At 47.1% G+C, this 26,393-nt stretch carries 16 protein-coding genes and 1 pseudogene; 1 reads left to right on the top strand and 16 read right to left on the bottom strand.

From position 1 onward, the window contains the following. Positions 1 to 42 precede the first annotated feature (42 nt). The 16 genes and pseudogenes from HMPREF9999_RS01760 to sufB all read right to left on the bottom strand — a co-directional run bounded on the left by HMPREF9999_RS01760 (position 43) and on the right by sufB (position 25,339). Positions 43 to 645 carry a hypothetical protein gene (locus HMPREF9999_RS01760; RefSeq protein ID WP_410488775.1) on the bottom strand — a complete coding sequence of 201 codons (603 nt, stop codon included), beginning with the start codon at positions 643 to 645 and terminating at the stop codon, positions 43 to 45. A gap of 149 nt (positions 646 to 794) precedes the next feature. Beyond that, positions 795 to 1,814: a DUF4302 domain-containing protein gene (locus tag HMPREF9999_RS01755; protein WP_009436547.1), complete on the bottom strand. Its 1,020-nt coding sequence runs from the start codon at positions 1,812 to 1,814 to the stop codon at positions 795 to 797. A gap of 33 nt (positions 1,815 to 1,847) precedes the next feature. Further along, positions 1,848 to 2,849 carry a putative zinc-binding metallopeptidase gene (locus HMPREF9999_RS01750; protein ID WP_009436546.1) on the bottom strand — a complete coding sequence of 334 codons (1,002 nt, stop codon included), beginning with the start codon at positions 2,847 to 2,849 and terminating at the stop codon, positions 1,848 to 1,850. Then, positions 2,846 to 4,406 (bottom strand): annotated as a pseudogene (locus HMPREF9999_RS01745) (RagB/SusD family nutrient uptake outer membrane protein). The gene HMPREF9999_RS01750 and the pseudogene HMPREF9999_RS01745 overlap by 4 nt, the downstream one beginning before the upstream one ends. A 157-nt stretch (positions 4,407 to 4,563) precedes the next feature. After that, on the bottom strand, positions 4,564 to 7,947 hold the full coding sequence (locus HMPREF9999_RS01740; RefSeq protein ID WP_009436543.1) for a SusC/RagA family TonB-linked outer membrane protein: 3,384 nt from the start codon (positions 7,945 to 7,947) through the stop codon (positions 4,564 to 4,566). Between the two features lie 133 nt (positions 7,948 to 8,080). Further along, positions 8,081 to 10,399 (bottom strand): TonB-dependent receptor family protein, encoded by a 2,319-nt coding sequence (locus HMPREF9999_RS01735; protein WP_410488774.1) that lies wholly within the window; start codon positions 10,397 to 10,399, stop codon positions 8,081 to 8,083. Between the two features lie 549 nt (positions 10,400 to 10,948). Beyond that, positions 10,949 to 12,901, bottom strand: a complete 1,953-nt coding sequence (locus tag HMPREF9999_RS01730) for a DUF6562 domain-containing protein (RefSeq protein ID WP_009436539.1) — start codon at positions 12,899 to 12,901, stop codon at positions 10,949 to 10,951. 44 nt (positions 12,902 to 12,945) lie between these two features. Continuing rightward, positions 12,946 to 14,946, bottom strand: coding sequence for a DUF6562 domain-containing protein (locus HMPREF9999_RS01725; RefSeq protein ID WP_009436538.1), 2,001 nt, complete (start codon positions 14,944 to 14,946; stop codon positions 12,946 to 12,948). 59 nt (positions 14,947 to 15,005) lie between these two features. After that, entirely contained in the window at positions 15,006 to 16,043 is a 1,038-nt protein-coding gene (locus HMPREF9999_RS01720) for a DUF6562 domain-containing protein (protein WP_009436537.1), read from the bottom strand. 14 nt (positions 16,044 to 16,057) lie between these two features. Beyond that, positions 16,058 to 17,149: a DUF6562 domain-containing protein gene (locus tag HMPREF9999_RS01715; RefSeq protein WP_009436536.1), complete on the bottom strand. Its 1,092-nt coding sequence runs from the start codon at positions 17,147 to 17,149 to the stop codon at positions 16,058 to 16,060. A gap of 11 nt (positions 17,150 to 17,160) precedes the next feature. Beyond that, positions 17,161 to 18,456, bottom strand: a complete 1,296-nt coding sequence (locus HMPREF9999_RS01710; protein WP_009436535.1) for a DUF3575 domain-containing protein — start codon at positions 18,454 to 18,456, stop codon at positions 17,161 to 17,163. A gap of 1,348 nt (positions 18,457 to 19,804) precedes the next feature. Continuing rightward, positions 19,805 to 20,368 (bottom strand): hypothetical protein, encoded by a 564-nt coding sequence (locus tag HMPREF9999_RS01705; protein ID WP_009436533.1) that lies wholly within the window; start codon positions 20,366 to 20,368, stop codon positions 19,805 to 19,807. 95 nt (positions 20,369 to 20,463) lie between these two features. Further along, positions 20,464 to 21,309, bottom strand: a complete 846-nt coding sequence (locus HMPREF9999_RS01700) for an Omp28-related outer membrane protein (RefSeq protein WP_044062912.1) — start codon at positions 21,307 to 21,309, stop codon at positions 20,464 to 20,466. Between the two features lie 11 nt (positions 21,310 to 21,320). Further along, on the bottom strand, positions 21,321 to 23,105 hold the full coding sequence (locus HMPREF9999_RS01695) for a DUF6029 family protein (protein WP_009436531.1): 1,785 nt from the start codon (positions 23,103 to 23,105) through the stop codon (positions 21,321 to 21,323). A gap of 13 nt (positions 23,106 to 23,118) precedes the next feature. Beyond that, positions 23,119 to 23,625, bottom strand: a complete 507-nt coding sequence (locus HMPREF9999_RS01690) for a TlpA family protein disulfide reductase (RefSeq protein ID WP_083475808.1) — start codon at positions 23,623 to 23,625, stop codon at positions 23,119 to 23,121. Positions 23,626 to 23,905: 280 nt separating this feature from the next. Then, positions 23,906 to 25,339, bottom strand: a complete 1,434-nt coding sequence (gene sufB / locus HMPREF9999_RS01685; RefSeq protein ID WP_009436529.1) for a Fe-S cluster assembly protein SufB — start codon at positions 25,337 to 25,339, stop codon at positions 23,906 to 23,908. 614 nt (positions 25,340 to 25,953) lie between these two features. Between sufB and HMPREF9999_RS09830 the strand changes: the two genes are divergently transcribed. After that, entirely contained in the window at positions 25,954 to 26,145 is a 192-nt protein-coding gene (locus tag HMPREF9999_RS09830) for a DUF4372 domain-containing protein (protein WP_052316460.1), read from the top strand. Positions 26,146 to 26,393: the final 248 nt, after the last annotated feature.

The following is a 26,393-nucleotide window of genomic DNA, read 5'->3' as shown; positions in this document are numbered from 1 at the left end:
TGTCCATCAGTGCCCAGAAGCGCAGCGAACATCTGCGACTGCTTAAGGCAAAATGATGTAGCCACAGAAAGGATGCTTGATTTTACCGACACCTTCCTCGTTTTGGTGTTCCTGCACCTCCAAAGGACGCACGATGGTGAAGCCATCTTCAGAAACGGCGGATATGGTGGCTTTGATGGAAGATCCGAAAGGACCGACACCATTGACCAACAAATACATTGGATGGCCCGACTTTGCCAAGAAAGTCACACGGTGTTCACGACTATTGGTCAGATGTGTCTCAGCCGTAGTGTCACGTACTGAGGTAGCTATCGTATGCAACTGCTGGTCTGCCCCAACATAGCGCACCACATAGCGACTGTTCACTTCATCTTTGCCCACTAGCGTACCACCGAAAGTGATTTCTTTGTAGCTACAAGTCAAGGTGACACGATAAGTACGCACATCTTCCGCGATCTTTACTCCAGGATAGACAAAAGCACTGATGGGCGCATCGGGATCTCCCAAACGAAGATTTTGGTCTTCATAAGAAATCCGTGGTCGCTCAGCTCCCTTGAAAGGAAAGAGTTTGTCGTAGTCTTCCAAAGGTGCATCAAGTTCTGCTTTCTGACAACTGCCGAAACTGAGCACTCCGAGGAGTAGCAATGGATATAGGATGTTAGAGATTAGACGTCAGAGGGTCGCAGACCCTTTTTTGCTCGCCACGACAAGCGTGGCTCGATTTATAGAATTTAGAGAAGGAGAACTCCCCATTTTTAGAGGTAAGACGTGGGGATATGCAACGCAACCTCGCGTTATTTCGCATCCCAAATCTCGGCTTTCAGTCCGGTGATTCTGCCTTCAGGGTGCAAATGACGGCTCACATAGCGCGTGCTGCGCAGCAAAGTGTCATAGACTTCCACGAGTTCTGCTTCAAACTTGTTGCCATTGCGCACAAAATCATAGAACTGTATTTTGTTGTCATAGCGCAAACCTGCACGGAAAGTCAATCCTTGCTCCGTACCTACGTAGCCTGAGCCCAAACCTGTGATGGATTTTGGAGGATAGTCGGGGATGGGATTGCGCTGTTTGACAAAGACAAAGAGATAATATCGCTTATCTTTGATTTCCTTCAACAGAGGTGCATTGGTCTCCACTGGACGTTTCACGAAATAATCACTCTGGAAGTAGGTGCGCCCTCCGCGATGAATACGAAGCTGAGGGTTGAGCATCCCTTCAAACCATTGACGATTCTCCACCGACTTTTGGATAACCTCTGCCATTCCCTCAGGAGATTGGAGGGGAACCATGCGAATGTATTCGCGCGCTGGGCGCAAATGCTGTGCTGTGCGAAACATCAAGGCACCATCAGGGTCGGTGCCCATGAAGAGCCAGTCGGAACTTCCTTCAAAACGCTCATTGACCAGTCGGTGCAAATAGGAATAAGTCACAAAACTCAACTGGGTAAAGCTATTTCTGTTGATAGAAAATTCACTCACCTCGGGAGTTTTGGCGGTGTTGTCGGAGTAGTCTGCACGCATCTCGACCTTATTGTCTGCCGTAAAGCGCATGGTGAAACAGTGTCCGCCATATCCGTAGCTTCCTCGGAGGAGCGACTGCGGAATATCTTGATCGGGCTGGGTGTAGAGCAAAGAGTCGGTGCGTGAGAAATAGAGGACTCTCCACCCATAAGGCGCACTTACGAGCCGTTGTTTCAGCGCATCCACCGCTTCTTGCGCACGCGCTGTGGGAGAGGTCTTAAAAACAGAATCATCACTATTGCAAGCGGCAAGTGTGCCGAGGCAAAGCAATAGTAGAAAGAGATACTTACGCATTATATAATATAGGAGTTGCTGAGAAAAAATCCACTATCCACGATAGCTGCGGAGCTTGCGTGCAGTGGTGATTTGCCAACGACGGAAATCTACGTGCCACACTTTCTGCAAATAGTCTGTCACAAAGGCTTGTTTGCGGCGCAATTGCTGAGCTGCCACTTTGGCTTCTTCCGTGTAACGTGCCTGAACTTCAGGATCGGCATCTGTGTCGGGCGTGGCTGCTTCGGTCAATGCCTGTTGCACCTGCAAAGGGGTGGCACAAATCGTGGCACTAATCATCTCTGCCATGTCTTCTTCAGAAGAGACCATGCCATGAATGGTGAGAAAACCACGCTTGTTCGCCCAACTGTCGATGCCAAACTGTTGGTCGATGGTACGACCAGCTTGCCAAGGAGCCACCAGCGATGCCGTGCTTCCCGTGTAGCGATCGCCAGAGATGGCAGAGAAGGCCACGCGGTCATAAGGCAATTGCGCCAACAGACGGCGAGTGAGTTGGTGAAATCCCATGCGTGCCAACAAATAAACCTTGTTGGGGTCGTCTGGTGAAAAGGCATTGCAATGCGTGAGCATCATCGTTGTGGGAGCTTGGGGCAAGGACAATCGCACCATTCCGTGCGCATCGGCATAGGCTCCTCCATAGAGCACCAAGCGCAGTGGAGCTCGACCGAGAAGAAAATTGGAGCGATCTTGATCGGCAAAGGCGAAGCTCTCTAAACAGAGGGTGCGAAAAGCGCGCAACACAGGTTTCACCTGCTCCGTGCGCGGAGGATAAAGATAGTCGGTTGCTGCACCACCATGATTTTCTTGGCGATACACCACTTCTATGCCGTAGGGCAAGGTGATGCTGTCGCGAATCCAGCGATCGAGCTCCGTTTCTTGCACAGAGGACTGGCGTTGCGCTATGACACTCGTGGAAGAAAGAGCATCTTCCCCACAACTGCTGAAGGCGGAAATGCCCAACACGAGGAGAGCTAAAGCGCAGAACTTGTGGCGCAGGGCTGAGATATTGGAGAAAAACATAGACTTCGACATCATTGGAATACTTCATTGCGCTCGCGAGGATTGGGAGCGAGTCCGCGCTCTTGCGCTTGAATAGGGATTTGCAGCATCTTGCGAGGGTCTTCCTGCTCAAGAGGATGATAATAACTGCTCTTGTCGCTGCGCTTGAGGGAGAGATGGAAGCGACGAATGTCTAACCATCGCAGACCTTCTTGGAAGAACTCTTGGCGACGCAGTCCGAGAATGGTGCGCACCATGGCGAGTTGTTTGAGGGTGAGTCCATAGCTAGGACGAATCTCATTGTAGTGTTTTCGGCTTGTGTTGGGGAACACTGCGCGCTCTACGGAGGGCATGAAACCAAACTTTCCCTGCCAATAGTCCATCATATCATCTATCGCAGCTGAATAACGCTGCATCATCGCCAAGGCTTCCATGCGATTGAGCAACACCTCGTCAGTGGTGAGCAACACATTGGTGACATACAGTCCGCGCGGTTTGCTGCCCGTGCTCTCTACACTGGAGAGTTCGTCGAATTTGGCTTGATACACGCCATCTTTCACGGGAGAGGGCGATGAAGAGAAGAGATAAGTGCTCACCATGTTCATGCGTTCATAGTCGCCCCCTCCTTCGATGCCGGCACGCGCAAAGACTTCGTTCATCGTGGTGTAGGTGGCTCCGTAGCGGTCAGTGGGTTGTTGACGCGCATATCTCGATTCAGTGGTGGTGAGCAAGAGGTTAGCAGGCTCGTCGGTAGCCGCATAGTGGCGATAGAGTCGAGGATGATTGAACTCCAACGTCTCTGCATAGCGTTGCCAACTGCGAAGATTGCTCTTGGCATCTCCACCTAAGACATAGTCAGCATAGGCGATGACTTGTGCCCAGTCGCCTTTATGGAGATAGAATCGCGAAGCAAAAGCGTAGGCAGCGCGCTTGGTGAAGTGAAACTTTGGATGCTTGTAGTAATGATCATCGACCAGTGTGATGCCGCGTTGGAGATCCTTCTCAATCTTTTGGTAGACCTCCGCCACTGTACCGCGTTGATAGTCCACAATGGCGTGCTTCTCGGGACGCTTCCACATAGGGAATGCCGGGCGCATCGGAGTTTTTGCGGTAGGGTTCAGCCCAAATGTTGACCAACATGAAGTGGAGATAGGCGCGCAACAAGAAGGCTTCGCCATACAAGGCTTTTACGCGAGGAGTCTTGGGATAGTTTGCCAGCAACTCCAGGGCTTTGTTGGCCTGTGCAATACCTTTATAGCACGATTTCCAGTAGTTGAGCGGGGTGTCCAGGTCGTCTTGCTGATCATCTTCCCAGAAATACATGGCTTCATTGAGGCGCGTGTGCACACCATTGGTGCGCAGCCCCACATTGTCCGTACGGGCTTCGAGAAAAGCAAAATAACTCGCCTGAGGATAGGCAGCGGTGAGCAATTCGGCGACTTTTTCTTCATTGTCGATGCGCACATTGAGGTCGCTATCGGGCTGTTCGCTCAAAAAGTCTCCACAACTCACCCCTGCGATGAGCCACAGGACACAGAGCAGAAGAGAGCTTCGTCGGAAAACGTGGGAGAGTTTGGAAAAAATGTCGGACATTTTTGAGAAAATGTGGGAGTTTTTTGAAGAAATGTAGGAGATTTTCTGAGAAATCTCGGAGAATTCTTATGCGACTCTCGGAGATTTTACGCAGAACCTTAGGAAAACCCTGAAAATCGAGCCTAGGGGGACTAGCTTCTCACGCAATAATCTGGCTTTAGAAACCTAGAGAGAGCGAGAGGGTCACTTGGCGCGGCGTGGGCAAAGCCACACCACCAGAGCGATAATACTCAGGGTCTTGACCATGCAGACGAGGGTCGGCATAAATCAACAAAGGATTGGTGACATTCAAGCGCATGGTAGCCGAAGTAAATCTAAACTTCTTGGCCACGCTTTCTGAAAGACGATAGGCCAAAGCCACGTTTTTCAGACGAACGAAGGAACCATCGGCCACCATCTCCTGCGAATAGTTGTAAGTGTTGTAAGCGCGCTCGATGTTCTCGCGACCCACCTTCTCGATTAAGCCTTGTGAGGGCAAAACAGGCACATTGGTGCGACGCTCATCCCCTGGATTCAACCAACGATCACGATAGCGCGTGGAGAAAACATTGAGATCGGCAAACGAAGGGTCGAAGGTGGGATTCAAACGAATCTTGTTGCCAGCTTGCATCGTGAAGAATACGGAGAGTTCCCACTGCTTCCACGAGAACGTATTGGAGAGTCCTCCTGTGATTTGTGGTTCAATAGGACCATGATAGCGCAGATAGGTCTTATTATATTGCGTGTCGGAGAAATCTGCTCCTGCAATGTGGGAATACTCGCCCGAGTTGGAGGGATAGCGTCCGAAGTTGAACGTAGGCAACCCGTTGATGTCTAGTCCATCATAGTTGAAGGAGAAGAGCGAACCGCGAGGGAAGCCGACGATATTGCCACGTCCGCGTCCTGCCACCATGTCGAAAGCGGTGGGTGCATTGAGCAGACGAGTGACTTCTTGATGCATGGCACTAAAAGTGAGACTGGTACTCCACTTGAAATCGGAGGTCTTCACATTGATGGTGTGTAAGCCTAGTTCAACACCTTGGGTGCGCATGTCGCCAAAGTTGGCATACTTGTAGTATTGTCCGCCTACGCCCGACGTAGCTACGAGGTCGATGAGGTCATAACTATTGCGCGCATAGAAATCGAGCGTGGCACTGATGCGATTGTCCCAAAGACCAAGCTCAAGACCTGCGTTCCACTCCACCATTTTTTCCCAGGTGAGGTCGCGATTCTCCAAATGCTGGATGTCGAGTTGGTTTTCTCTGTCTGCCAAACGATGACGTGGGGTGAGGGCATTGCGATAGACTGCCGAAGCATTGACTGCTGCTTCGTTCATCTTTGCGGTGAGTCCGTAGCTCAAGCGCAAGGCGAGTTTGGAGATGGTGGGATAGGCGCGGAGAAATTCTTCACGATCCACGTTCCACTTCGCACCAATGTTCCACGTAGGCAGCCAGAGAGTGCCGTTGCGTTGGCCCGAAGTATTGGCACTCTCATAGTTGAGCACTCCATTCACCACATATTTTCCGGCAAAACCATACGTTCCATTGAGGGAGAAGGTAACTCCGCGGTCGATTTGTTCGCGAAGACTAAAATAACTCTCGCCTTCGTCTGCCAGTTTCTGGAACATCAAGGGGGTATGATACACTTGATTGCCGCGATCATATTGGATGCCGTAGCCACTGAAAGGCGTGGATGTGCGGAGAGCATGGCGAGCTTCGGCAAAGGCAAAGCCTTTCACATCGTGCTGACCAAAGGATTTGTCGTAGTCCACGGCGATGCGCGCCAACCAACTGTGGAGGGCGGCTTCATTTTGATTGAGCAATCCACCTTGGGGCACGCCGACTTGTGGCAGCTGATTGGGACGATCTTTATCGCGCACCAAATAGATATTCTCACGCGCCACCTCAGGCGTTTCGTTGGCTCGCATAGCTGCCAAGAGATTGCTTTGAGATGCCACGCGGTGCGAGGTAGAAGTGTGGGCTTGCCGCGCAGAGACGAGGGCTTTCACTGCCAAGTCTTCGCACAACTTGTAGTCTGCTTCGGCCTGCAACTTGAAGTCCACCACGTCTATTTCCATCTTATTGTGGGCATACTCGTGGAGAATGTTGAAGGGTGCCCAGTTGTTGCGATAGAACGACAGCGTTCCATCGGGATTGTAGGGCGAAAGGGTGCGGCTCGTGCCGAGGGCGTAAGAGAAAGGATTGATGTCAAAATCACGTTCAAACACACCTTGTGCATGGTTCTTGCGCTGGGGCAAAGTGCCGGGCGCAGACTGTCCACGCAAACTTCCTTGTGCGGTCAGTGTTGCGGTGAGTTTGGGTGAGATGTAGAAGGTGTTTTTGAGATGCGCTGTGAGGCGATTCACATTTTCTGGGAGTGTCCATCCACCATCGTGGTAGAATCCCACAGAAACATAAGTAGCTGTGTTCTTGCCGCCACCAGAAAGCGAGATGCTGTGCTGTGTGGTGGGTGACAAAGTGAAGAGTTGGCGGAACCAATCGGTATTCGCCATTTCGCCACGTTGGAGAAAAGCAGCACGAGCTTCGGGAGTGTTGGGTTGCAAGAAGCCACCTTTGGCAATATCGTAGGTGCTTGCAGCCTGATACCACTGACCAAAGATGCCACTTCTGCGACCATAGCGAGAGGAATTGACGTCAAAATAGCCTTTTTCTTCCATCTCTTGATAGAGCGCCATGGTCTCTTGAGAATTGAGTAGGTCGTATTGTCCGTAGTTCGGGCGCAAGCGCACACTATTCTCCGTGCTATAATTCACTTTAAGTGGGGTTTCGCGCTGTCCATGCTTAGTAGTCACGACGATTACTCCATTCAAAGCGCGCGCTCCATAGACAGAGGTGGCAGAAGCATCCTTGAGCACCTGAATATCTTGGATGTCGGCGGGATTAAGTCCGGCTATTGCCGAACCGATAAGGGTGACAGCATCACCCGAAGCCAACTGGTCGAGCGAGAGATGCACTAAATCTTCATAGACTGCGCCATCAATGACCCACAAGGGCTGAACATTGCCCAAGATGGACGCACCGCCGCGAATGTTGATGCGAGGGGCTGCGCCAAAAGTGCCGCTGATGGTCTGAAGATTCAGACCTGCCACGCGACCTTCGAGCATTTTGCTCACATCCGCCACGCCTTCTAGACGGATGTCTTGCATCTTCACGGCAGAAGCTGCGCCAGTGTAGATGCGATTGCGCACTTTCTGATAGCCCGTCACTACGACTTCGTCCAAACTTCTATTATCGGCTTTGAGGACAATGTCGCGTGTTTGTTCGCCATTGAGCGTGATGCGCTGTGAGAGCATGCCCAGATGCGACACGAGGAGCGTGATTTTCCCACCAGCTTTGCCTAAGCGAAGATGATAACGGCCTTCTGCATTGGTGAGGGTACGCAACTTTGTGCCCACCACTTGGACGTGTGCGCCTTGTAACGCCACTCCGTCGGCATCGCACACCACTCCCGAGAGGGTATTGTCCGCTTGAGCTTGTGCGGACAAGGCGGTGGCAGCCACTACGGCACTGAAAAGTAAACGAGAAGAAAATACGTTTGACATTAGTCGTTAGGAAGTGTGAGAGAGAATGGAAGTGAGAAGTGGAGAGAAGAGAGGAACTGAGATTTGACAACTACCATTTGTGGCGGGCAACCTCAAAGTCTCACAAGATGTTTGCTCGAAGACCCACTGAGGGTTAGAGCCTAACATCTACTCCAAAATACACGCCTAAGGGGTGTCCAGCTCGGAGTCCTGACGGATGGCGCGAAGCGAGATAGTGCTCATTGAGGAGGTTGATGCCATTGAGACTGAGCATGACATGGCGATTCACGCGATATTTCGCAGAAGCATCTACGATGTAGTGAGCAGGGATGCGTTCGCGCTGTGCGATTTTCCCTTGTCCAGGCGTAGTGCGCATATCTCCGTTGTAGCGAATGCCAAAGTTGAGTTCCCAACGTGGGAGCTGGATGCCGAAATTAGCGTTAGCAGCGTGGCGGAAGATGTAAGGAATCTCATCGCCTGCGTGAACAAAGCCCCAAGCTCCGCTGGAAAATTCATTGTCCATGCGGGTGTGGGTGAAGGTGTAGGAGAGTTGGAGCGGGAATTGCGCTTTTCCCCATCGAGGTTGGGCTTGTGCCATAAATTCAAAACCACCTACCGTGGCTTTTCCCACATTAAACTGCTCCAATGTGCCCTGTCCACCGCCTGCTAAAAGGTCGCTACCGAGCATGTGGTCGTAGCGGTTGTAGAATCCGATGGCTTCTACTTTGCATTGCTGCGTGGTCCAGCGCAGACCGCTCTCGAGGTTGGTGCTGTGCTCGGCATCTTGTTGCCACACGGCTCCTGGAGGGGCAAACCCTCTGTGCGCACCTCCGATGAGCGAAAGCGTGGGGAGCAATTTGACGTTGAGACCTATGCCTGGCAACCACGCATGCGCGCTATTGGGGGTCTCTTGGCGCACTTTTCCACTACGGCGAGGATCGACCTTGGTATAATTTTTCTTCAACAAAGAAACGGCTTCGTAGCGCGCACCTGCCGTGAGGGTGAGCACACCCTTCACCCATTTCAAGAGGGAATAGCCCGACCAAGCGTGGGCAGAGGTGATGGCATTGGCTTGACTGCCAGGAAGTCCAGGCAAAAAGAGCGACATGCGCTGATTGACCATACGATAGCCGTCATCTTGTTGGAAGCGGTCTTCGTCATCTTCATGGTAGCGGATGCCGACTTCTCCTGAGAGGATGCCATCCCACAAGGGCATTTTCCATTCGCCCTTGGCTTGAACACCACGCGAATGATACAAGCGATGGTTGGCGCGCATCATCATGGCCTCACCATCGTAGGACTTTGCGCCTCGCACCAAGTCAAAGGCTTCACTCAAAAGATCGGGATCGGCTAGAACATCTCCGATGCTGTGCTTCTGCCCTGACCACACTCCCGTGCGGACGTCATTGAGTTTGTACCAATTTCTGAAGAAGCGATTGTAATAAAGTTGGGTCGTCACCTTCCAACGATAGCCTCCATCGAGCACATAAGTGGCTGCCCACTGCTGATGTCGGGTGGTGAGATCGTCACGCTGTGCCGCAGGATAGCGTAGATAGGGCGTGCGCGCAAAGTCGGCTTCGGTGAGTCCGAGATAGGTTTCATCGGAATGCTCCTGTGCATAGCCAAATTTGAGGGTCAATCTGTGGTTCACCCCCTCTTCGTTTGCAGTTTGCAAGAGGAATTTCGCATTAAGGTCGTGACGACGGAAGCCCATTTCTTCGTGGCCTTGTGCGTGGCGAAAACCATTGCTGCGATAGTGGAGATATTCTACTAACCAACCTCCATATTTTCCTCCGTTGCCGACGAGGGCATACGCCTTGCCGGTGGCATAACTGCCGAAAGAGGCATTGAGGCGTGCCGTGAATCGCTTGGGGATGGGCGTAGAAACGAGGTTGATGGCACCACCTGTGGTGAATGGGCCATACTGCACTTGGCTACTTCCCTTCAAGACTTCGATGGCATACATGCGCGCCACATTGGGGAAATAGTAAGCCGCGGGCGAAGCATAGGGAGCGGGTGCAATGGGGATGCCGTCTTCCATGAGAGAAATACGCTCACTACGCTCTGCTTTCGTACCGCGCAAACTGATGTTTGGGCGCAATCCGTAGCCGTCTTCCTCATAGATGTTGACACCTGGCACACTTTTGAGCAAGCGGTTGATGTCGGTATAGCCCATACGTTGGATTTCTTGGGGAGAAATATAGTAGGCCGAGCCAGTACGGTTACGAGCTTCAAACTTACTTCCGAGCATCTGACCAGCACTCACCACAACTTCCGACACTTGCTGCTCTCGCTCACTGGTGAGTGTCGAGTCTGGCGCAGCAGTTGTTGCGGTGCGCGTGGTGTCGTTGACTTGTTTTTGTGTGGGTACAAGCGTAGCGTGGGCAGCACTCGCCAAAGGTAGTGCACTGCCCATCCATAGCCAAATGGAAAACTTATGAGGAAAAAGTGTCATACGTTCGTGGCGGTTCATCCGCAGTCAATGCGTATAGACCGTTATTGCGATTTTTTACCGAAAAATGCGGGTGATTCATTCGCGATTTCATATCATCGCAAAAGAACATCATCATTATGTGGTGCAAAATTACGACATCTTACAGTTTTCCACAATCACTATATCTAGGTATTTTGGAGGAAACAACAGTACAAGCTCCATGATATTAAAGACATAGAGTCATTACAATTGATGACTATGTCGTAGATTCAGGAGTTGGTGACCTCGTGAGGATTATCCTATCATAAGACCTCTAATCATAGAAAAGCTCAAACAGTAAGCATCTCCCCCTCTCTCTTGATTAGAAGAAGAGGAATAGAAGCTAACGATACTTTGTGAGTTCACTATAACACCAATAAAAGAGGAGCAGCATAAAGCTACTCCTCTTTTCCTTTTACTATAGACACTCTGGCTAATTATCTTGTTTTAGCAGTCTTCTTGGGGTAAAGCTCAACTCTATGAGAGCTTAGACTATTAGATGTATTCATCAAGACAACAGCTGATATCTACATTAACCAAACATTCTTCTTATGGAGTTACAACAAGCTGGTCAGCTCCGTTCTGACAGACTCCATAAAGTATGTGGGTAGGCTGATAGTTGGTAATAGGCTCTCCAGCTTCATTGATATATTTCATCATCTTAGGAGCTGTACATCCTTCGAGCTTGGTGTTAATTCCATTGGTAATACGGCCTATAAAACCTGAGCGGTCTTTGAAGTTCGTAGAGCCCATGCGAATAGTGATGTGGTCAGTCTTGCAATTCTTGATGGTTATACCACGACCACCTAGGACTTCACCAACCAGGCCACCGACATCACCTTTGATGTCACCACTAACAAGATAGGCATCTGTGACAGAACATCCTTCTATTGTATAAGTTCCAACCCCTAACCAGCCTATGAGACCACCAATGTTTTGTACCAATTTACCTTTAGAGACTCTTACTGCAATATGCTTTACATGAACATTATTGAAGTTGGCAGGAAGACTATAGTTAGCTCCTGCATAACCAATGCAACCAGCGAAGTAAGCATGCTCATCGCTATGGTCAACAGCTACATTGTTCTCAGTATGCACAGCATCATTGGCTCGGCCATTGATTGTTACATTCTCGAAGGTCACATTCTTCATTGTCCCGGCAAACTTCGCCCAAATACCAGTGTAGATCTTAGCATTAGGCTTGTAGCTACCATCAACATATTTACCATTGATAGAGACATTCTTAATGGTATGTCCGTTTCCATCAAAAGTATAAGCACCTTGATTGACTATAGGCATCCAGTCTATGCCACTCATATCTATATCTTGGCTGAGGACTATAGTGCTTCCAGTAAGTTCAGCCTCATGACCAGGAAGCCAGGCAAACTCGGCTGGATTAGAAACAGTGAAAGTCTTAGTAGCTGCATCATAAGAAGGCTTAATAGGAGTGACACCTGACTTCTGCCACCATTCACCTGCTACATTCCATTCATTGGCAAAGCTTTCTTCAATAGAAACATTGAATTTAGCATTATGAGTCAACATATTACCTGTAATAGTAGTAAGCCAGTTGCGCTGAATGGGCACATTAGTTTTGAGATCATGACTGGCTATGCTTGTAGCTCCATCCAATGCTTCAATCTTAAGATGAATAGGAGTCTGACTGCTCTTATCCGTCATTAGATAATCGACGAAAAGAGTACGATTGTTAGCACTCAAATCGTAGTTTAAAGCATATTCCTTCTGCACCTTATTGATGGTGCCAGTATAGAAATGAGTTTCTCCTACTGGAAGATCATCACTCAGGCTTTCACCTGTTAGCGCATTGAGGCTCTTGAAACGCTTACATCCATAGTAAGTAACCTTAAAATTGTCACCTTTCTCTAGACTATACAAGCCCCAGTCAGTGGTTACAGCACGCAACTTTGCAAACGGACGCTTTAGTACAAGCGACTCCTGAATGCTCTGACTTCCTACATTGAGATCTTTAGAAACAAAGTAAGCATCACGACTTTCATCATTAAGGATGTTGATCTTGCTAACATCTTTATAGACAATGTTGCTTAAGTCAGACGTGTTGTAGTGTAAATCAGCTTCTGTGCCTTGAGGCACGAAGTCGGCCCAAACCACCGCTTTATAGGTACGATTCGGGGTGAGGCGAAGTGAATAGGTTACAGGTTCATAACTATCCACAATCTTTTTAATCGGAGCTACAGCTACAAGAGTCTGAGATCCATCTACACGATAAATGGCCAATTGATAACGAAGATCGTACTTGGTCATATCAACATTGGTGATGCCACCAGCTGCACTATTACTTTTATCTCCGTATAGAGCAGATCGGGTGCTACTTATCTCTCCTTCAGCAGGAAGAGATAAGGTAAAAGTAACGTTACCTTCTTGCGAACTAGTCGCTGCTGGGTTGCTTACTTCAATATCATTGGTTTGACATGCCGTAAAGAGCAGTAAAAGACTACTCAGGCACATTGCTATCTTTTTCATAATGCGAAATGTTAGATATGATATCACTTACTGCTAATCACAAACTATGGACTAGTAATACTGATACTTGCACCATTTTTAGATACAGTACCATAATAATCACTCTGTGGCTTATGCTCCAATGGGGCACCAGTATTGTGATTCACGTACACTAGATTTGTGGGAATAGGATTCTTATCAAGTACAAGATTTGAACCATCTTTCACATTACCAATAAATCCGCTCATTACCAATCCAGCTCTTGGAGATCTGATAGTCACCTTATCAGAACTACAGTTGCGGATGACGATGCTGCGACCACCAAGAACCTGTCCTATGAAACCTCCAACTTCTCCATTAAAGAGACCGCTTTTGCAGATCAAGTAAATGTCCTCAACAGAACAATTCTCGAAGACTGTGGAGCCTCCTGTTCCCATCCAGCCTAAAAGTCCACCAATGTTTTGAGTGTAAGCACTACTATTAGAAGAAGCTTTAATGTCTACATGCTTAGCATGCACATTGTGGAAATTTAGTTTGGTACTCCAATTTCTTCCAGCATAAGCAACACATCCTGCAAAGTAAGCAGATTCATTATCGTGTTTAATAGCATTTCCATGCTGGTCTGTATGGACTTTATCATCAGCACGGCCATTGATGGTAATATTCTCAAAGGTGACATTCTTCATATCACCATTATAGATACCGAAGACCCCAGTATAGGCCTTGATTTTAAATTTAATAAAGCCTCCCAAAGCTGAATACTCATAGAGAGTACTGTGCTCACCATTAAGTGAGAAGTTTCTAAGCTTATGGTTCTGACCATCAAAATCAAAGTTTGCATCGTGAATGGGCTTCCATTCCACTCCACTCATGTCAATATCATTAGCAAGAACAACCTTCTTACCATTGATGGCTGATACGTTATCAGGCAACCAAGCAAACTCGTTACGATTTCTAATAGTATAGGTTTCAGTTGCTGCATCATAAGGAGGAGCAGTTGGAGTCAATACAGCAGGATTCCACCATCTTTCTGCTACATTCCAATTATTGACAAAGTTTTCATCGATAGACACAGAGAAAGTGGCTCCTGTCGTGAGCACATTACCAGTAATTGTAGTAAGCCAGTTGCGTTGGATAGGTATGCTGGTCTTTAAATCATGCTTCGCTATAGAAGTGGTTCCATCCAAAGCTTCAAGAACCATGTGGATAGGTGTCTGTTCGGTAAGATCAGTCATAAGATAATCCACTGTTAGGGTTCTATTATTAGCACTCAAATCATAGTTAAGAGCATATTCCTTCTGAGCCTTATTGATAGTACCAGTGTATGAAACTGTACCAGGAGAAGGAAGATCCTCACTAGATGCTACCCCTGTGACGGCGTTCATTGCGGTAAAACGCTTGCAACCATAATAGGTCACTTTGAAGTTGTCTGCCTTTTCGAGGTCATACAATCCCCAGTCAGTCGCAACAACTCGCACTTTAGCAAAGGGGCGCTTCAATACCAAATCCTCGTTGATATCAGCATTGTCTAGACGAAACTCCTTAGTTATAAAATAAGCATCGCGGCTCTCATCATTTAAGATGTCTGTTTTATGAGCATCCTTGTAGACGATGTTTGTAAAGTTGGTAGTATTGTAATGCCAATCCGCCTCGGTGCCTTGCGGTACAAAGTCCGCCCACACTACAGCTTTGTAAGTACGATTAGGAGTAAGACGGAGAGAGAAGGACACAGGCTGGTAGGTATCTACCACCTTTTTGATAGGAGCAACGGCTTCAATTGTGGTGCTAGCACCCTCCACTCGATAGATGGCCAATTGATAACGTAGGTCGTGAGTAGCAGCAAGGTTTACGTTCGTAAGACCACCAGCCGCGCTACTGCTTTGGGCACCGTAAAGTGCAGATCGCGTAGCTTGCAACATATTCTCTTCGGGAATAGTTAGGCTGAAGGTTACATTAGCCTCAGCGCTACCATCAGGCACTTGCTGATCCTCAACAAGCGCATCACTCAACTGACAACCAGCGAGGAAGAAAAGAGAAAAAAGGAAATATAAAATTCTAATTTTCATTTCAATAAAGTTTGATTAATGTATTCAAGAATGTGTTTCGTATAGACCTCCACATAGCCTTAATGGATGGGGCTAAATGAAAGCTGAGGAGAGAGTTTACGGGAAAGAACTACTGCCCCTCCTGTATTAGTCAGGAGATTACCCGTAATAGTACTAAGCCAGTTACGCTGAATTGGGATATTGCTTTTAAGATTATAGCGCACCAGAGAGGTATTACCCTCTAAAGCTTCAAATATGATATTTATAGGTGTCTGCCCTTCCGAGGGAGCCATCAAATAATCCACCACCAAAGTGCGGTTGCTTGGACTCAAATCATAGCCCAAAGCATATTCTTTTTGTGTTTTATGAACTACACCTTTATACACAGTAACATTTTCTTCCTTTGGAATTTCCACACTTTTCACCTCGTTGGTCAACAGATTAATACCTGTGAATCGCTTACAGCCGTAGTAGGTCACTCTGAGTTGATCAACCTTTGGTGCCGTAGGGTCCCAATCTGTTGCTACAAGACGGAGTTTGGCAAAGGGACGTTTCAGCACCAGTGCTTGAGCCACCTGATTCGTTGTCACCGAAAACTCCTGCACTGCACAAAAAGCATCACGGCTCTCATCATTCAAGGTTGCAGTCGCATCAGAAGGCAAAAGAGTGATATTAGTAAAGTCTTGTGTATTATAATGATAATCTTCACGAGTACCTTGAGGAATAAAATCCGCCCACAATACCGCTTTATAGGTACGATTAGGGTTAAGGCGTAGAGAGAACACTACTGGTTTATTAAGATCTTCTATCTTTTGAGTGGGAGAAACGACTCTTCTATACGTGCCATTATCTTCTAGCTTATAGATTGCTATCTGATAACGAAGATCATACTGATAAACCAAATCAAGGTTGTATAAACCTCCCAAAGCACTATTACTCTCTTCTCCAAGTAGAGCTCCTCGGGTTAGAAATTCCCCTTTAGGCATAGATGCAGAGAAAGTCACATCCACCAACGAGGTTAGATTTTCCAAATCCTCCTCCACTCCTGACTTAGATTGACAAGAGGGAAACATAACAAAGCCCAAAAGCGTGAGAAATAGGGTTGCAATTCTTTTCATTTTGAGGGAGAGAATTATATTTTTACGATATGTTCGCCATCAAATTTTTCATCAATAGTCACCTTGCCCCCATTATCTACCTTCTTAGATAGGAAATGAGCTTTGACCACCGTCTCATGGTTACGTAGCAATGGAATCTCGACATTCGAACAACGACTAATTTCAACTCCATTAGCATCATAGAAGCAGAGATCGACTATAATGTTATCTTCCTTATTAAAGCTCGTAAACACGTAGTCTTTCATCAAGATAATCTCTTTGGTATCTTGTGGCAAATCATCAGGAAGTGACGTTTCAAAAGTATATCCACTGATAAACTCATTCGGTTCCTGCTGAGAAACATCATAACCTATGCTTACATATTGCCTATATGTTACTTTAATCTTGCCACCTCTTAGCCTTCCTCCTTCTTTTAAAAAATTACTATAGTCGGACGCTACTAATGTGTATCTAGCCACTGGTCGCTTGAGCATCAGCGGAATAATACGAGAATGCTGCATCCCAATTCCTGGAAGTATGGGATAACCCTCAGGACCAAGATTATGATCTAGCGAGAACCCTTGTTTGCCAGCAGCACAATTCTTTAGATGCGTATCAGCTGGATAATTTTGGAAGTTAAACAAGGTATTAAGAAGAGAAGGAGTTGCATAGAAAACATCCTTTGTTTCTCCCTTATGAACATAATCAGCCCATCCTAATACACAATAATTGCCATCGGGAAGACGAGTATGCAGTCGATGCTGTGGCGGGAGTGCATCTTTGTCGAGCTCCATAACATGTCGAGACACTCTTTCGTCTTGACGCATAGAACGAGTATCTCCTATCTGCTTGCAACGATAGATATCGAGGATTAGGCGCATGGCATAGCCTTCAGCGGGACGATAGGCAGGAGTAGCTACTCTTTCCAGGTCATGCACTGTCCGTTCCCACTTTTGATTATAAACAACCTCCTTATAATAGAGAGGAGGACTGCGGTCCACACTCGTCTCAATAACAACCTCAGCATCCATAGGCTCAGGATACTCATGGATGGTTCTATCGCAAGAGCTTAGCAAGCCCACTAGCAGTCCCAATACAGAGATTATATTATATAGCTTTTTGTACATAACGCTCTTTCTTACTTTTTGCGAGGCTTATAGAATTTATAGGCTATAGAGACACCTGCTCTAGTAATTCCCCAATAAAAATCATTGCCAGAACGAAATTTAGGACCATTATGCCAATTACGATATACATCGTAGTCATACTCCGCAAAACCTGCACCTATGTTAAATTCCAAGCTCCAGCGTTTCGCCTTATCTAAATGTGTAGCATAGCCATAGCTAAGTCCCATGCCCCATAAAGCATGATTAGGATCTTGATAACGTCCGTGGTCATTAATAGCTACATTAAACCCTACGATATGCGTATGAAGTCCAAAGAAATGACCCTGTCCAGCCTTCCTCAACCAGTGACGTAATTCGGGCTGCGTAGCCAAAAGACGTAATTTGCGAGCAGGAGTATAGTTGTAGGGAGAATACCAAAATGGAACATCTAAACTCCAACGTCGCCAAAGCTCTACCTCAAATCCGGCATTGGCTATTAGGGCACCTAAAAACAATCCATTGGTCTTGATAGACCAAAAACGATTTTCTACCGGTTGCTCAATGGGTGCCTCAGGAATGCGGGCCACAGGTACTGTGTCCTTCGGCTCTTCTGCTACAGGTGGGGCAGGAAGAGGAGGAAGTGGCGGAGACACCTTTATATCCTCGGCAGAACAGACTATCACCATGCGAGAATTGCGCAACATTGGGAAGACCTCACGTAATAAGAGTTGCCATGTTCTACCTCCATCTATCGCTTTTATCTTATTCTTTCGTTCCGTCCAATCAGGCTCGTTGGAGATAATAGTCAAAACCTTTTCTTTATTAGGAAATTCCTGCTCCTCCAAAACACGAGAGAGCATCACCCAGTCCTCCCATAGATTCTCTGTGCGAATGTCTGCATCTGTTAGACCCGTTTTTGCTTTTATATAATCGGCAAAAACTTGAGTGCGTAATTGCCCTAAGTGCTCATTACCACTAATAGGCCCTTCTGGAGAGGCACTACCACCGATCCAGATATATGACACCTTTACTCGACTATCATCCTTGATTTTATTGATGAGATTAACTATTTCGATGAGTTGGTCATTCTCTCTTAGCACTGTTTTATTCACCTCATATATCACAGGAACGATGTCAGTGTAGGCATAGGCTAACACAGAGTCTAACTTATCTGCTGGGAGAAAAGTGATGTACTTAGGATACCATTTATAAGCCTGAGCTACAATAGTGTCACCTCGAAGAAGAGACACTCTCGTAGTAGTAGACAGCGATGCTCCTGCCCATAATGCATAGGCAAACAAAAATAATTGTAGTAGGAATCTTTTCATATAGCAATTTGGGGGTCTCTACATAACAATGATAGTAACAGGAAAACACAAGAACTCCTTAAGTCTACGCTATTAGAACCTACCACCTCTGATTAGCAGGTAGGTCTAGCCATTAATCCTTAATTTCATACAGGAAGACACACGCCTCTACCACTCACTCAACAACTGACGGAGTATCATAGAGCCTATCTTCACCAGCTTCTCTATTTGCGAATTGTATTACTTATAAAAAAGATTATATTTATCTATTTTGATAAATATGATCACATTATTGGGTATCCTCTCGAGAGAACTGCACAATTATCGTTAATACAGTCCATCAATTTGCAAGGCATAAGCTAGGATACACCCAAAATAGATGTCTAAATAAAGTTTTTACTCTTTTCTTGCTAAGTAGTTTTTTCGTCGTTAAATTGCCTGTTACAGCAAATGTTTAAACATAGTCATCAGTTTGTGCCAATGCATTAAGATTACTTGTCATGGTAACCACCAAGCACTCTTACAACCAACACTTTATCTCAAATCGCGCGACCCAACAATTGGTCACACTTTGTATACGATAGTGCTTAACACAACCTAAAAAATATCCTTCTTACGATAGTTTTTATAGACAAGCTATGAAATGGAAACAGAAAACTCCGTCCAAATCTACTTGGAAGACATGAGATGCGAATTTTGTTTTTCCTAATAATCCCGTGAAGTTATTATAGTACTAAACACTCCACAAAACATTCATTTCTAGCTTACAACACTGCATTCGACCATCATGATCAAAGCTGATGTTACCTATAGAGCACATTAGAGAAAGATCAAACACCATGTGCCCTTGTTTAATCGATCCTTTTATCTTTTTTGTATTTATACAGTTATATGCAATTACATAAATCTCTTTGGGATTCTCCTTATTACATATATCGTGATAGCTTGCTGCGAATATAATTAAAACTTCCGATTCTCCAAAAAAATATCCGAGATACTTGGAATACCGTTTACTTTTTCTATAAACAAGCAAAGTTCAGGATATAAAAACTTTCTCACCCTTTCCATCCTGATTCTTTAAAACAACATATCTACCATTATCAACGCAAGATAATACCATAAATATGCTCTGATAACTAAAGATGAAATATCACAATCACCTAGAGTAGAATACAAAGAAACAATGAATAATACTAGGAAATACAATTAGAGGGTATTTTATTTTCTACGAATGCTAAAATAGTAATAGGCACTAAATCTCACGATTTATCTACCATTGAAAAAGACTAACAAAAAAACTTGCCTTACTACCCTAGGGGAGTAAGACAAGCATGCATTACATTTAGATAAAAAACAGGACGAGACCTCCTTATTTCTTAGCGTAAATATAGCGAAGGGTGTAGGTGGCAGGGACTTTTTCGCCCGCTGCTTGGAGTTGCAAAGTAGCAGTCACCGTGGTGTATTGCTTTGGAGCAAAGCTACACTCAAGCAAAAGTGAAGTTTTAGGACGAGCCTCCGTGAGTGTGCCTTGGCGAGTCTCAGTAGCCTTGGCCATTGGCGCACATTCGGTGGCCACTCCACACCAAGTAAAGCGCGCAAAATCGGTGGTAGTCACCGTAGCTGTGTAGTTCAGCGGGAGTTTCGTGGCTTCGGCTTTCTTGTCCTCTGTTGCATTGAGCACAATGACAGGAGAAGGAGAAAGGAAATCAGGGTGATCATCACCAGCTTTCACCTCCATTTCACCAGGTGCATAGTCGAAAACACGCTCGCTAGCTGCGATGTCGATGGTGCTTCCGCTGGAGTAAACCTTGCCTTGATAGGAAAGGGCTAGTTGGGATTTGGGTTGTTCAGGCTGAGGAACAGGCTTTTCTTCATTGTCATTACAAGAAACGAAAGCAAAAAGGCTCAAAAGAGCAATAAGGATTTTGTTCATTAGATGAGAGAGGGCACGGCCCTTATTGAGTAGTTTCGGACGTTGGTTCACGGAACTACAAAGTTAAACATAAAATATCTTCGAGTGCAGTTAGACTATATGGAGGGTTTGGACAGCACCTTGACGGTTTGCACTTCCAACACGCGACCTGTGGGACGATGCACCACGAAGCCTACGAGATGGAGTCGCTCGGGCTGCACCAAAAGTTGGGGATATTTGGCTTGCAAACTGGGGGAAGTTGCCAAAAGTCCATAGGCGGTGGGCAAAGTCAGAGTGTGTTGCCACGAAGTCTGGGAAGTTGCCTGATGCGACACCGCTACCCCTTGCCGCGGTGTGAGGATTTGGCGCAACACATGGCGATGCACATAGTCGAGCGTGCGACGACCATTGGAAAGATATTGCAAGGAGTGTATCTGATCTTCCACAAGGAAAACCGACAAATAGCAATCTGAGGGGGTGGCACTCGCAGCTACCTTGGTGGTGAGTTGGCGAGATGGGGCATCATAGAGGGGAACGAGGCTAATTTTAGCCTCGGAAGATTGCGTCAACTGTTGTGCTATACTTCCGCTCCACGAGGTGGGCAAAGACAAACTAGCTCCATCAATGCTGGCACTTGGCCATCCTTGCACAGTGGCCTGTTGGGTGAGCCATTCGCTATCAGCGTTGGCCAATCCCAATGCGTTGCGCTCGCTATTTTCAGCAAGTTGGCCGCCATGAATGGCCACAGAGATGATGTGATCGCCCGAAGGCCGAGACTGCAAATCGGCTATTAGTTGTGCCGCAGCAGGACAATTGACACAGCGTTGGCCCGTATATTCGAGCAGCAACACGTGCTTTTTGGGCACTATCGGAGTGGGCTGCGACCAGCGTTCTTCAGGAGCCAAGCTATTACAGCCCATCAGCGTGAAGAAGAGGGAACAAAGGAGGAGGATATGGCGCATGAGCGAGAGGACTAAAAGGTGAGATAGTAGGAAAGGGTCCAGCCGCGTTGAGCAGGAATGTAGCGACACACACCGCCAGCGCAGTTGTAGCCTGCACGCGTGCGACCATAGCCCAGTTGCAAGCGGTGCAATCCCTCGGTGTAGGTGAGAAAACCTTGGAGATAGTGGACTGCCGACTCACGATTGAGAGAGGTTGAATAGACGTGCCCGTTATATTGATCGGCGAGGGTGAGCATCCATTTGTGGAAAGCTGAGACTTCTACAAGCACACTTGCCCAATCGCCCTGATCTTGCTGCGTATGGAGATATTGAAGCTCGGTGCGAATGCCCAAATTGCGTGACGCTTTCCACCGCAATTCTCCTATGCCAATGTGGGTGGTGATGATACCGCCCTTGCCTTCTATCGCTGTTTTGTCGTAACGCTGATGGAGATAAGCGAGATGTAAGTGAAGCGGACGGGAAAGACGGCGGTCGATGTCTACTCCGATTTCGCGATAGAGGGTGCTGCCCATGGCAAAGAAGCCACGACTTTGCACACCATCGGTGCCCATCAAAGCGGAGGAAGCGGAAGGAGCTGTGCCAGAAAGGGGCTGAGCTGCTGCGACGGGATTGAGCCCGAGGGCGAAGATTTGCGAAGCATGTCCCTTGAGTGCTGTACCATATCTGCCCCCTAAAGTGCTACGTTTGGGAAGGGTGTAAGAAACCTCTCCTTGAAATGCCCATTCGCCAGGCACACTCTGTGTGGCATAGGGATAGAGGGTGGTGAGGGCATAGGTGGGTTGGGGGGGGAAAGGTGGAAGATGATTGAGCATGGAGGGCGAAAGACTGCCACTGCGCTGCGAGCGGAAACTCATGTTTTCGGCTCTCTTGGCCTGAAGCAATGCGCTGAGTCCTCGACGTGAATAACTGGTGCTAACTAGCAATGTGCTACCCAACCCATAGGTGTAGCCATTGTCGAAAGAGGGGTCTTGGCCTTTGTGAGCATACTCTACGAGGGCATTGAAGTGTCGCTCGTGCCATGCCAAACGAACATCGAAGGCATGTACCCAGGTGGGCTGAATCAGTTGTTGGCGCATGGGGACAGCCTGCCCTTTCTGACTGATGATCCGGCTCACATTGTCTTGTTCTTCGTGTTTGGCCACCCAAGATGCGCCAAGCATGAGGCGAGAAGCGGGGGAGAAGGACAGGTGGGGGAGGCTCCACTCACCGTCCAACCCGAAGATATTGGCTGGGTTGGTGCTCCAATAGTGGCGTTGGCGGCCTGCTATGGCCTTAATTTGCACTCCTGCTCCTGCATCTACTCCCACACGCAAACCACGAAGATGGCTGTCTATGCCAAGAGTGGGAGCCTCGTAGGTGCGCAGGATGAGCCCTGATCCGAATTGTTCATAATAACTACCGAGAGTCACGTCAAATCGTCCTAAACGACTGCGAAGATAAGCATAGGGCAGGCCATGTCCTGCAAAATCTTTCTCAAATCCTGGAAGGGGCTGTTGCTGATACTCGTAGCGCAAACCTGCTTCCCAACAATCGTAGGCGAGGGAGAACTGAGCAGCAGAATTGGACTGTAGACCATGACGGGTGTCTTCTGTCCCTATCACAGCATCTGTTTGCGGTAGGAGTAGGTCGGAACGCACACTACCATGAAAGATGATAGGCTTCTTCTCTACTGGCTGTGAAGGGGTGAATGTGGAATCGGCCTTCAATAGGGTCTGAAAAATTGGCGTAACGACATTACCCTTTGCCCAAAAAGGAAAGGCACAACTACACAGAAGGAAAAAAAGAGGCTTCTTCATGCTTCGATGGTGTCTATTGCTTCACGAGTTCTCTCACCTTCTCGATGAGATGTTCTTCTCCTCCTTCGGTATAACCGGAACGCGAGAGTACGACTTTGCCTTGTCCGTCGAGGACAAGGACATGAGGAATGAGGTTGACTCCCATGGCACGGCGGAAATTACTGTTAGGATCGAGCAAGATGTCGAAGTCCCAACCTTTGCTAGCGACAAAGGGTCGCACTTTTTCGGTATTTTGTCCTTCGTCAATGCTGACAGCGATGACACGCACACCCGTCTCGCGCTGCCAATCTTCGTAAACTTCTGAGATGGCTGAGAGTTCGCGATTGCAAGGCTTGCACCAAGTGGCGAAAAAACTGATGATGAGAGGTCTCCCTGCATTGGAGAGGGTGTCGGTTTTGACAGATTTTCCTTCGAGGTTGCGCAGCATCACGGCAGGGAGTTGGGATTTTGCAGGTGACTGCTGGGCAAAGGTGGCGATACTAGCAAGAAGGAAAAGGAGGGTGAATAGGACTTTTTTCATATTAATAGGGAGAGAGATAGGGGGATATGAGAGAGCGCGTAGAAATATCTTGGACTTTTCCCAAATTATCTCGGAGTTTTTCTGCAAAATGTCGGAGATATCAGGAAAAAAGTCGGAGAGTTTGGTCACAACTCTCGGAGATTTTAGGCTGAACTCTGCATGATGTGACACAAACTGATGCAGCACTGCAACATTGAGCTCAAAAAGAAGAAACTGATAGCCGCACCTTTTGCTGAGAGAAGGGGCGAACTATCAGTTCTGTGTTGGTGGGGATACGGAACTATCCTACGCTGCCTTCAAGAGAAACGGCAAGAAGTTTTTGGGCTTCAACCGCAAATTCCATAGGGAGCTTGTTGATGACTTCCTTGGCATAACCACCGACAATGAGGTTGACGGCATCTTCCATGGGAATACCACGCTGTTGGCAGTAGAGAAGTTGGTCTTCCGAAATCTTAGACGTGGTGGCTTCATGCTCTACGATGGAATCGTCATTGTCTACATCGATGTAGGGGAAGGTGTGTGCTCCACAGGTGGAGCTGAGGAGGAGGGAGTCGCAAGAGGAATAGTTGCGCGCTCCGTGGGCTTTTTTGGCCATACGCACCAATCCACGATAGGAGTTTTGGCTCTTTCCTGCGGAGATACCCTTGGAAATAATCGTAGAACGGGTGTTGGGTGCGAGGTGAACCATCTTGGTGCCTGTGTCTGCCTCTTGGAAATTGTTGGTCACTGCCACCGAATAGAACTCAGCTTGCGAACCTTCACCTGCGAGAATGCAGGAGGGATACTTCCAAGTGATGGCCGAACCTGTCTCAACTTGCGTCCAAGACAAACGGGCATTCTTACCGCGAAGGTGGCCTCGCTTGGTGACGAGATTGAGCACACCGCCCTTGCCTTCTGCATCGCCAGGATACCAGTTTTGCACGGTGGAGTATTTGACTTCGGCATCTTCACCGACAATGATTTCGACAATCGCAGCGTGTAGTTGGTTTTCATCGCGCATGGGGGCTGTACATCCTTCGAGGTAGGACACGTAGCCAGCATCGTCGCAAACGATGAGGGTGCGCTCGAACTGGCCAGTATTACGCGCATTGATGCGGAAGTAGGTGGAGAGCTCCATGGGGCAACGCACGCCTTTTGGGATATAAACGAAGGAACCGTCAGAAAATACTGCGCTGTTGAGTGCTGCAAAATAGTTATCGCGATAGCTTACTACCGTGCCCATATACTTGCGCACGAGTTCTGGATTCTCCTTTACTGCCTCTGAGAAGGAACTGAAGATGATGCCTTTCTCCTGAAGTCGCTCCTTGAAGGTGGTTTTAACGGACACGGAGTCCATGACAGCATCTACAGCGACCCCAGCGAGTGCCATGCGCTCTTCGAGAGGTATGCCGAGTTTGTCGAAGGTTTTCATCAACTCTGGGTCGATTTCCTTCGGCCCTTCCTTCTTCTTGGTGGGGTCGGCATAGTAGGAGATGGCTTGATAGTCAATCTCAGGAAGATTAACGTGTGACCACTCGGGAGTTTTAAGGGTTTGCCAATAGCGGAATGCAGTTAGACGAAACTCTAATAGCCACTCGGGCTCTTCTTTCTTTGCGCTAATCTGGCGAATGATGTCTTCATTGAGACCTGCTTCGATGATTTCAGTCTCTACATCAGTCACGAAGCCTGCTTCGTACTTCTGTTGAGTGAATTCTTTGAGGTATTCGTTAGCCATTTTGGTGTTGTGTCAGTAGTGTGTTTGTTGTGTTGATATATGGCATTCGTTATCAAAAGAAGTGACTTCCTACGTTTTCTCATAACGCTTTGACCTTTTACGCCATACTGACTACAAAATTACGAAAATGCACGCTATAGACCAAACAATTACAGGAGATTCTTGTTGATCCTCTCTGGGTGGCGCAAACAAAACCTAATAGCCATAGACCTCTAAAAATTGACTGATTCTTAAATAAAAAGAGGAAGTCTCACAATAGAAAGAACGATTCAACAGATATGCTCGCCAACATTGTTGTGATATTCCTTGTATAGTACTCTGATTGTAGCGAATAGATTGAGAATTCCTACATCAATTATATTGCTGTCCAGTAAAAGTTTTTCTGATGATAAAAATAAGGCTGAAACCCTCTTACAAGATTTCAGCCTATTTTGTCACTTTGCTTATTCAGACTCTTTTGTTACTTAGCTTATTACAAACAACGCTAGAAACATGAGCAAAAGTACATCTTATACCGGACAGCCGGTCTATAGTCAGGTCTTTATATTGCTGGATAAAGCCCAAATTCAACGAATTTATCTCAAAACACTAGGGGGCAAGCGTTATGTAAGCGTTTGATAGATTGGAAACACCTCATCCTTATGCTTATTGATGTTCACAAACACTTTGATTCTCTACGTGAACTGGAGATTTGCATGAAGGCCGTGACCATGAAACTCATTCACTTGAGACTTGACTACGTTGTCCGCAGCAACACACATGCAGAAGCCAACCAGTATCGACTATGTGTACACAATGCAAACTAATATACTACGAAGACTTATGTAAAGAACGAGAATAACTTGGTAGTTCCACATCGGAACTTATTGCTAACTATCACCAAAAAGCAATCGCCCTCGTAAAGATCTGTGCTTTCGCAACCCAGATTCGGCTATGAGAGTTCGTTACTAATTCAATAGAGCGAAACTAATTCAAGCACCATACTAACACGTTTCTAGTATAATACAAACAATATAGAAGTACAATAAAACCATATACTAGTAGAATACAAACA

This window comes from Alloprevotella sp. oral taxon 473 str. F0040 (assembly GCF_000318095.2).
Taxonomy (GTDB): domain Bacteria; phylum Bacteroidota; class Bacteroidia; order Bacteroidales; family Bacteroidaceae; genus Alloprevotella.
Note: the sequence above shows the minus strand (reverse complement) of the source record. Positions and strands in the feature narration are given on the sequence as shown.

Excerpts from the sequence above, each read along its gene's own strand:
- HMPREF9999_RS01755 (WP_009436547.1), bottom strand. The coding sequence starts at position 1,814 with ATGCGTAAGTATCTCTTTCTACTATTGCTTTGCCTCGGCACACTTGCC.
- HMPREF9999_RS01750 (WP_009436546.1), bottom strand. The coding sequence starts at position 2,849 with ATGATGTCGAAGTCTATGTTTTTCTCCAATATCTCAGCCCTGCGCCAC.
- HMPREF9999_RS01740 (WP_009436543.1), bottom strand. The coding sequence starts at position 7,947 with ATGTCAAACGTATTTTCTTCTCGTTTACTTTTCAGTGCCGTAGTGGCT.
- HMPREF9999_RS01735 (WP_410488774.1), bottom strand. The coding sequence starts at position 10,399 with ATGAACCGCCACGAACGTATGACACTTTTTCCTCATAAGTTTTCCATT.
- HMPREF9999_RS01730 (WP_009436539.1), bottom strand. The coding sequence starts at position 12,901 with ATGAAAAAGATAGCAATGTGCCTGAGTAGTCTTTTACTGCTCTTTACG.
- HMPREF9999_RS01725 (WP_009436538.1), bottom strand. The coding sequence starts at position 14,946 with ATGAAAATTAGAATTTTATATTTCCTTTTTTCTCTTTTCTTCCTCGCT.
- HMPREF9999_RS01720 (WP_009436537.1), bottom strand. The coding sequence starts at position 16,043 with ATGAAAAGAATTGCAACCCTATTTCTCACGCTTTTGGGCTTTGTTATG.
- HMPREF9999_RS01715 (WP_009436536.1), bottom strand. The coding sequence starts at position 17,149 with ATGTACAAAAAGCTATATAATATAATCTCTGTATTGGGACTGCTAGTG.
- HMPREF9999_RS01710 (WP_009436535.1), bottom strand. The coding sequence starts at position 18,456 with ATGAAAAGATTCCTACTACAATTATTTTTGTTTGCCTATGCATTATGG.
- HMPREF9999_RS01705 (WP_009436533.1), bottom strand. The coding sequence starts at position 20,368 with ATGAACAAAATCCTTATTGCTCTTTTGAGCCTTTTTGCTTTCGTTTCT.
- HMPREF9999_RS01700 (WP_044062912.1), bottom strand. The coding sequence starts at position 21,309 with ATGCGCCATATCCTCCTCCTTTGTTCCCTCTTCTTCACGCTGATGGGC.
- HMPREF9999_RS01695 (WP_009436531.1), bottom strand. The coding sequence starts at position 23,105 with ATGAAGAAGCCTCTTTTTTTCCTTCTGTGTAGTTGTGCCTTTCCTTTT.
- HMPREF9999_RS01690 (WP_083475808.1), bottom strand. The coding sequence starts at position 23,625 with ATGAAAAAAGTCCTATTCACCCTCCTTTTCCTTCTTGCTAGTATCGCC.
- sufB (WP_009436529.1), bottom strand. The coding sequence starts at position 25,339 with ATGGCTAACGAATACCTCAAAGAATTCACTCAACAGAAGTACGAAGCA.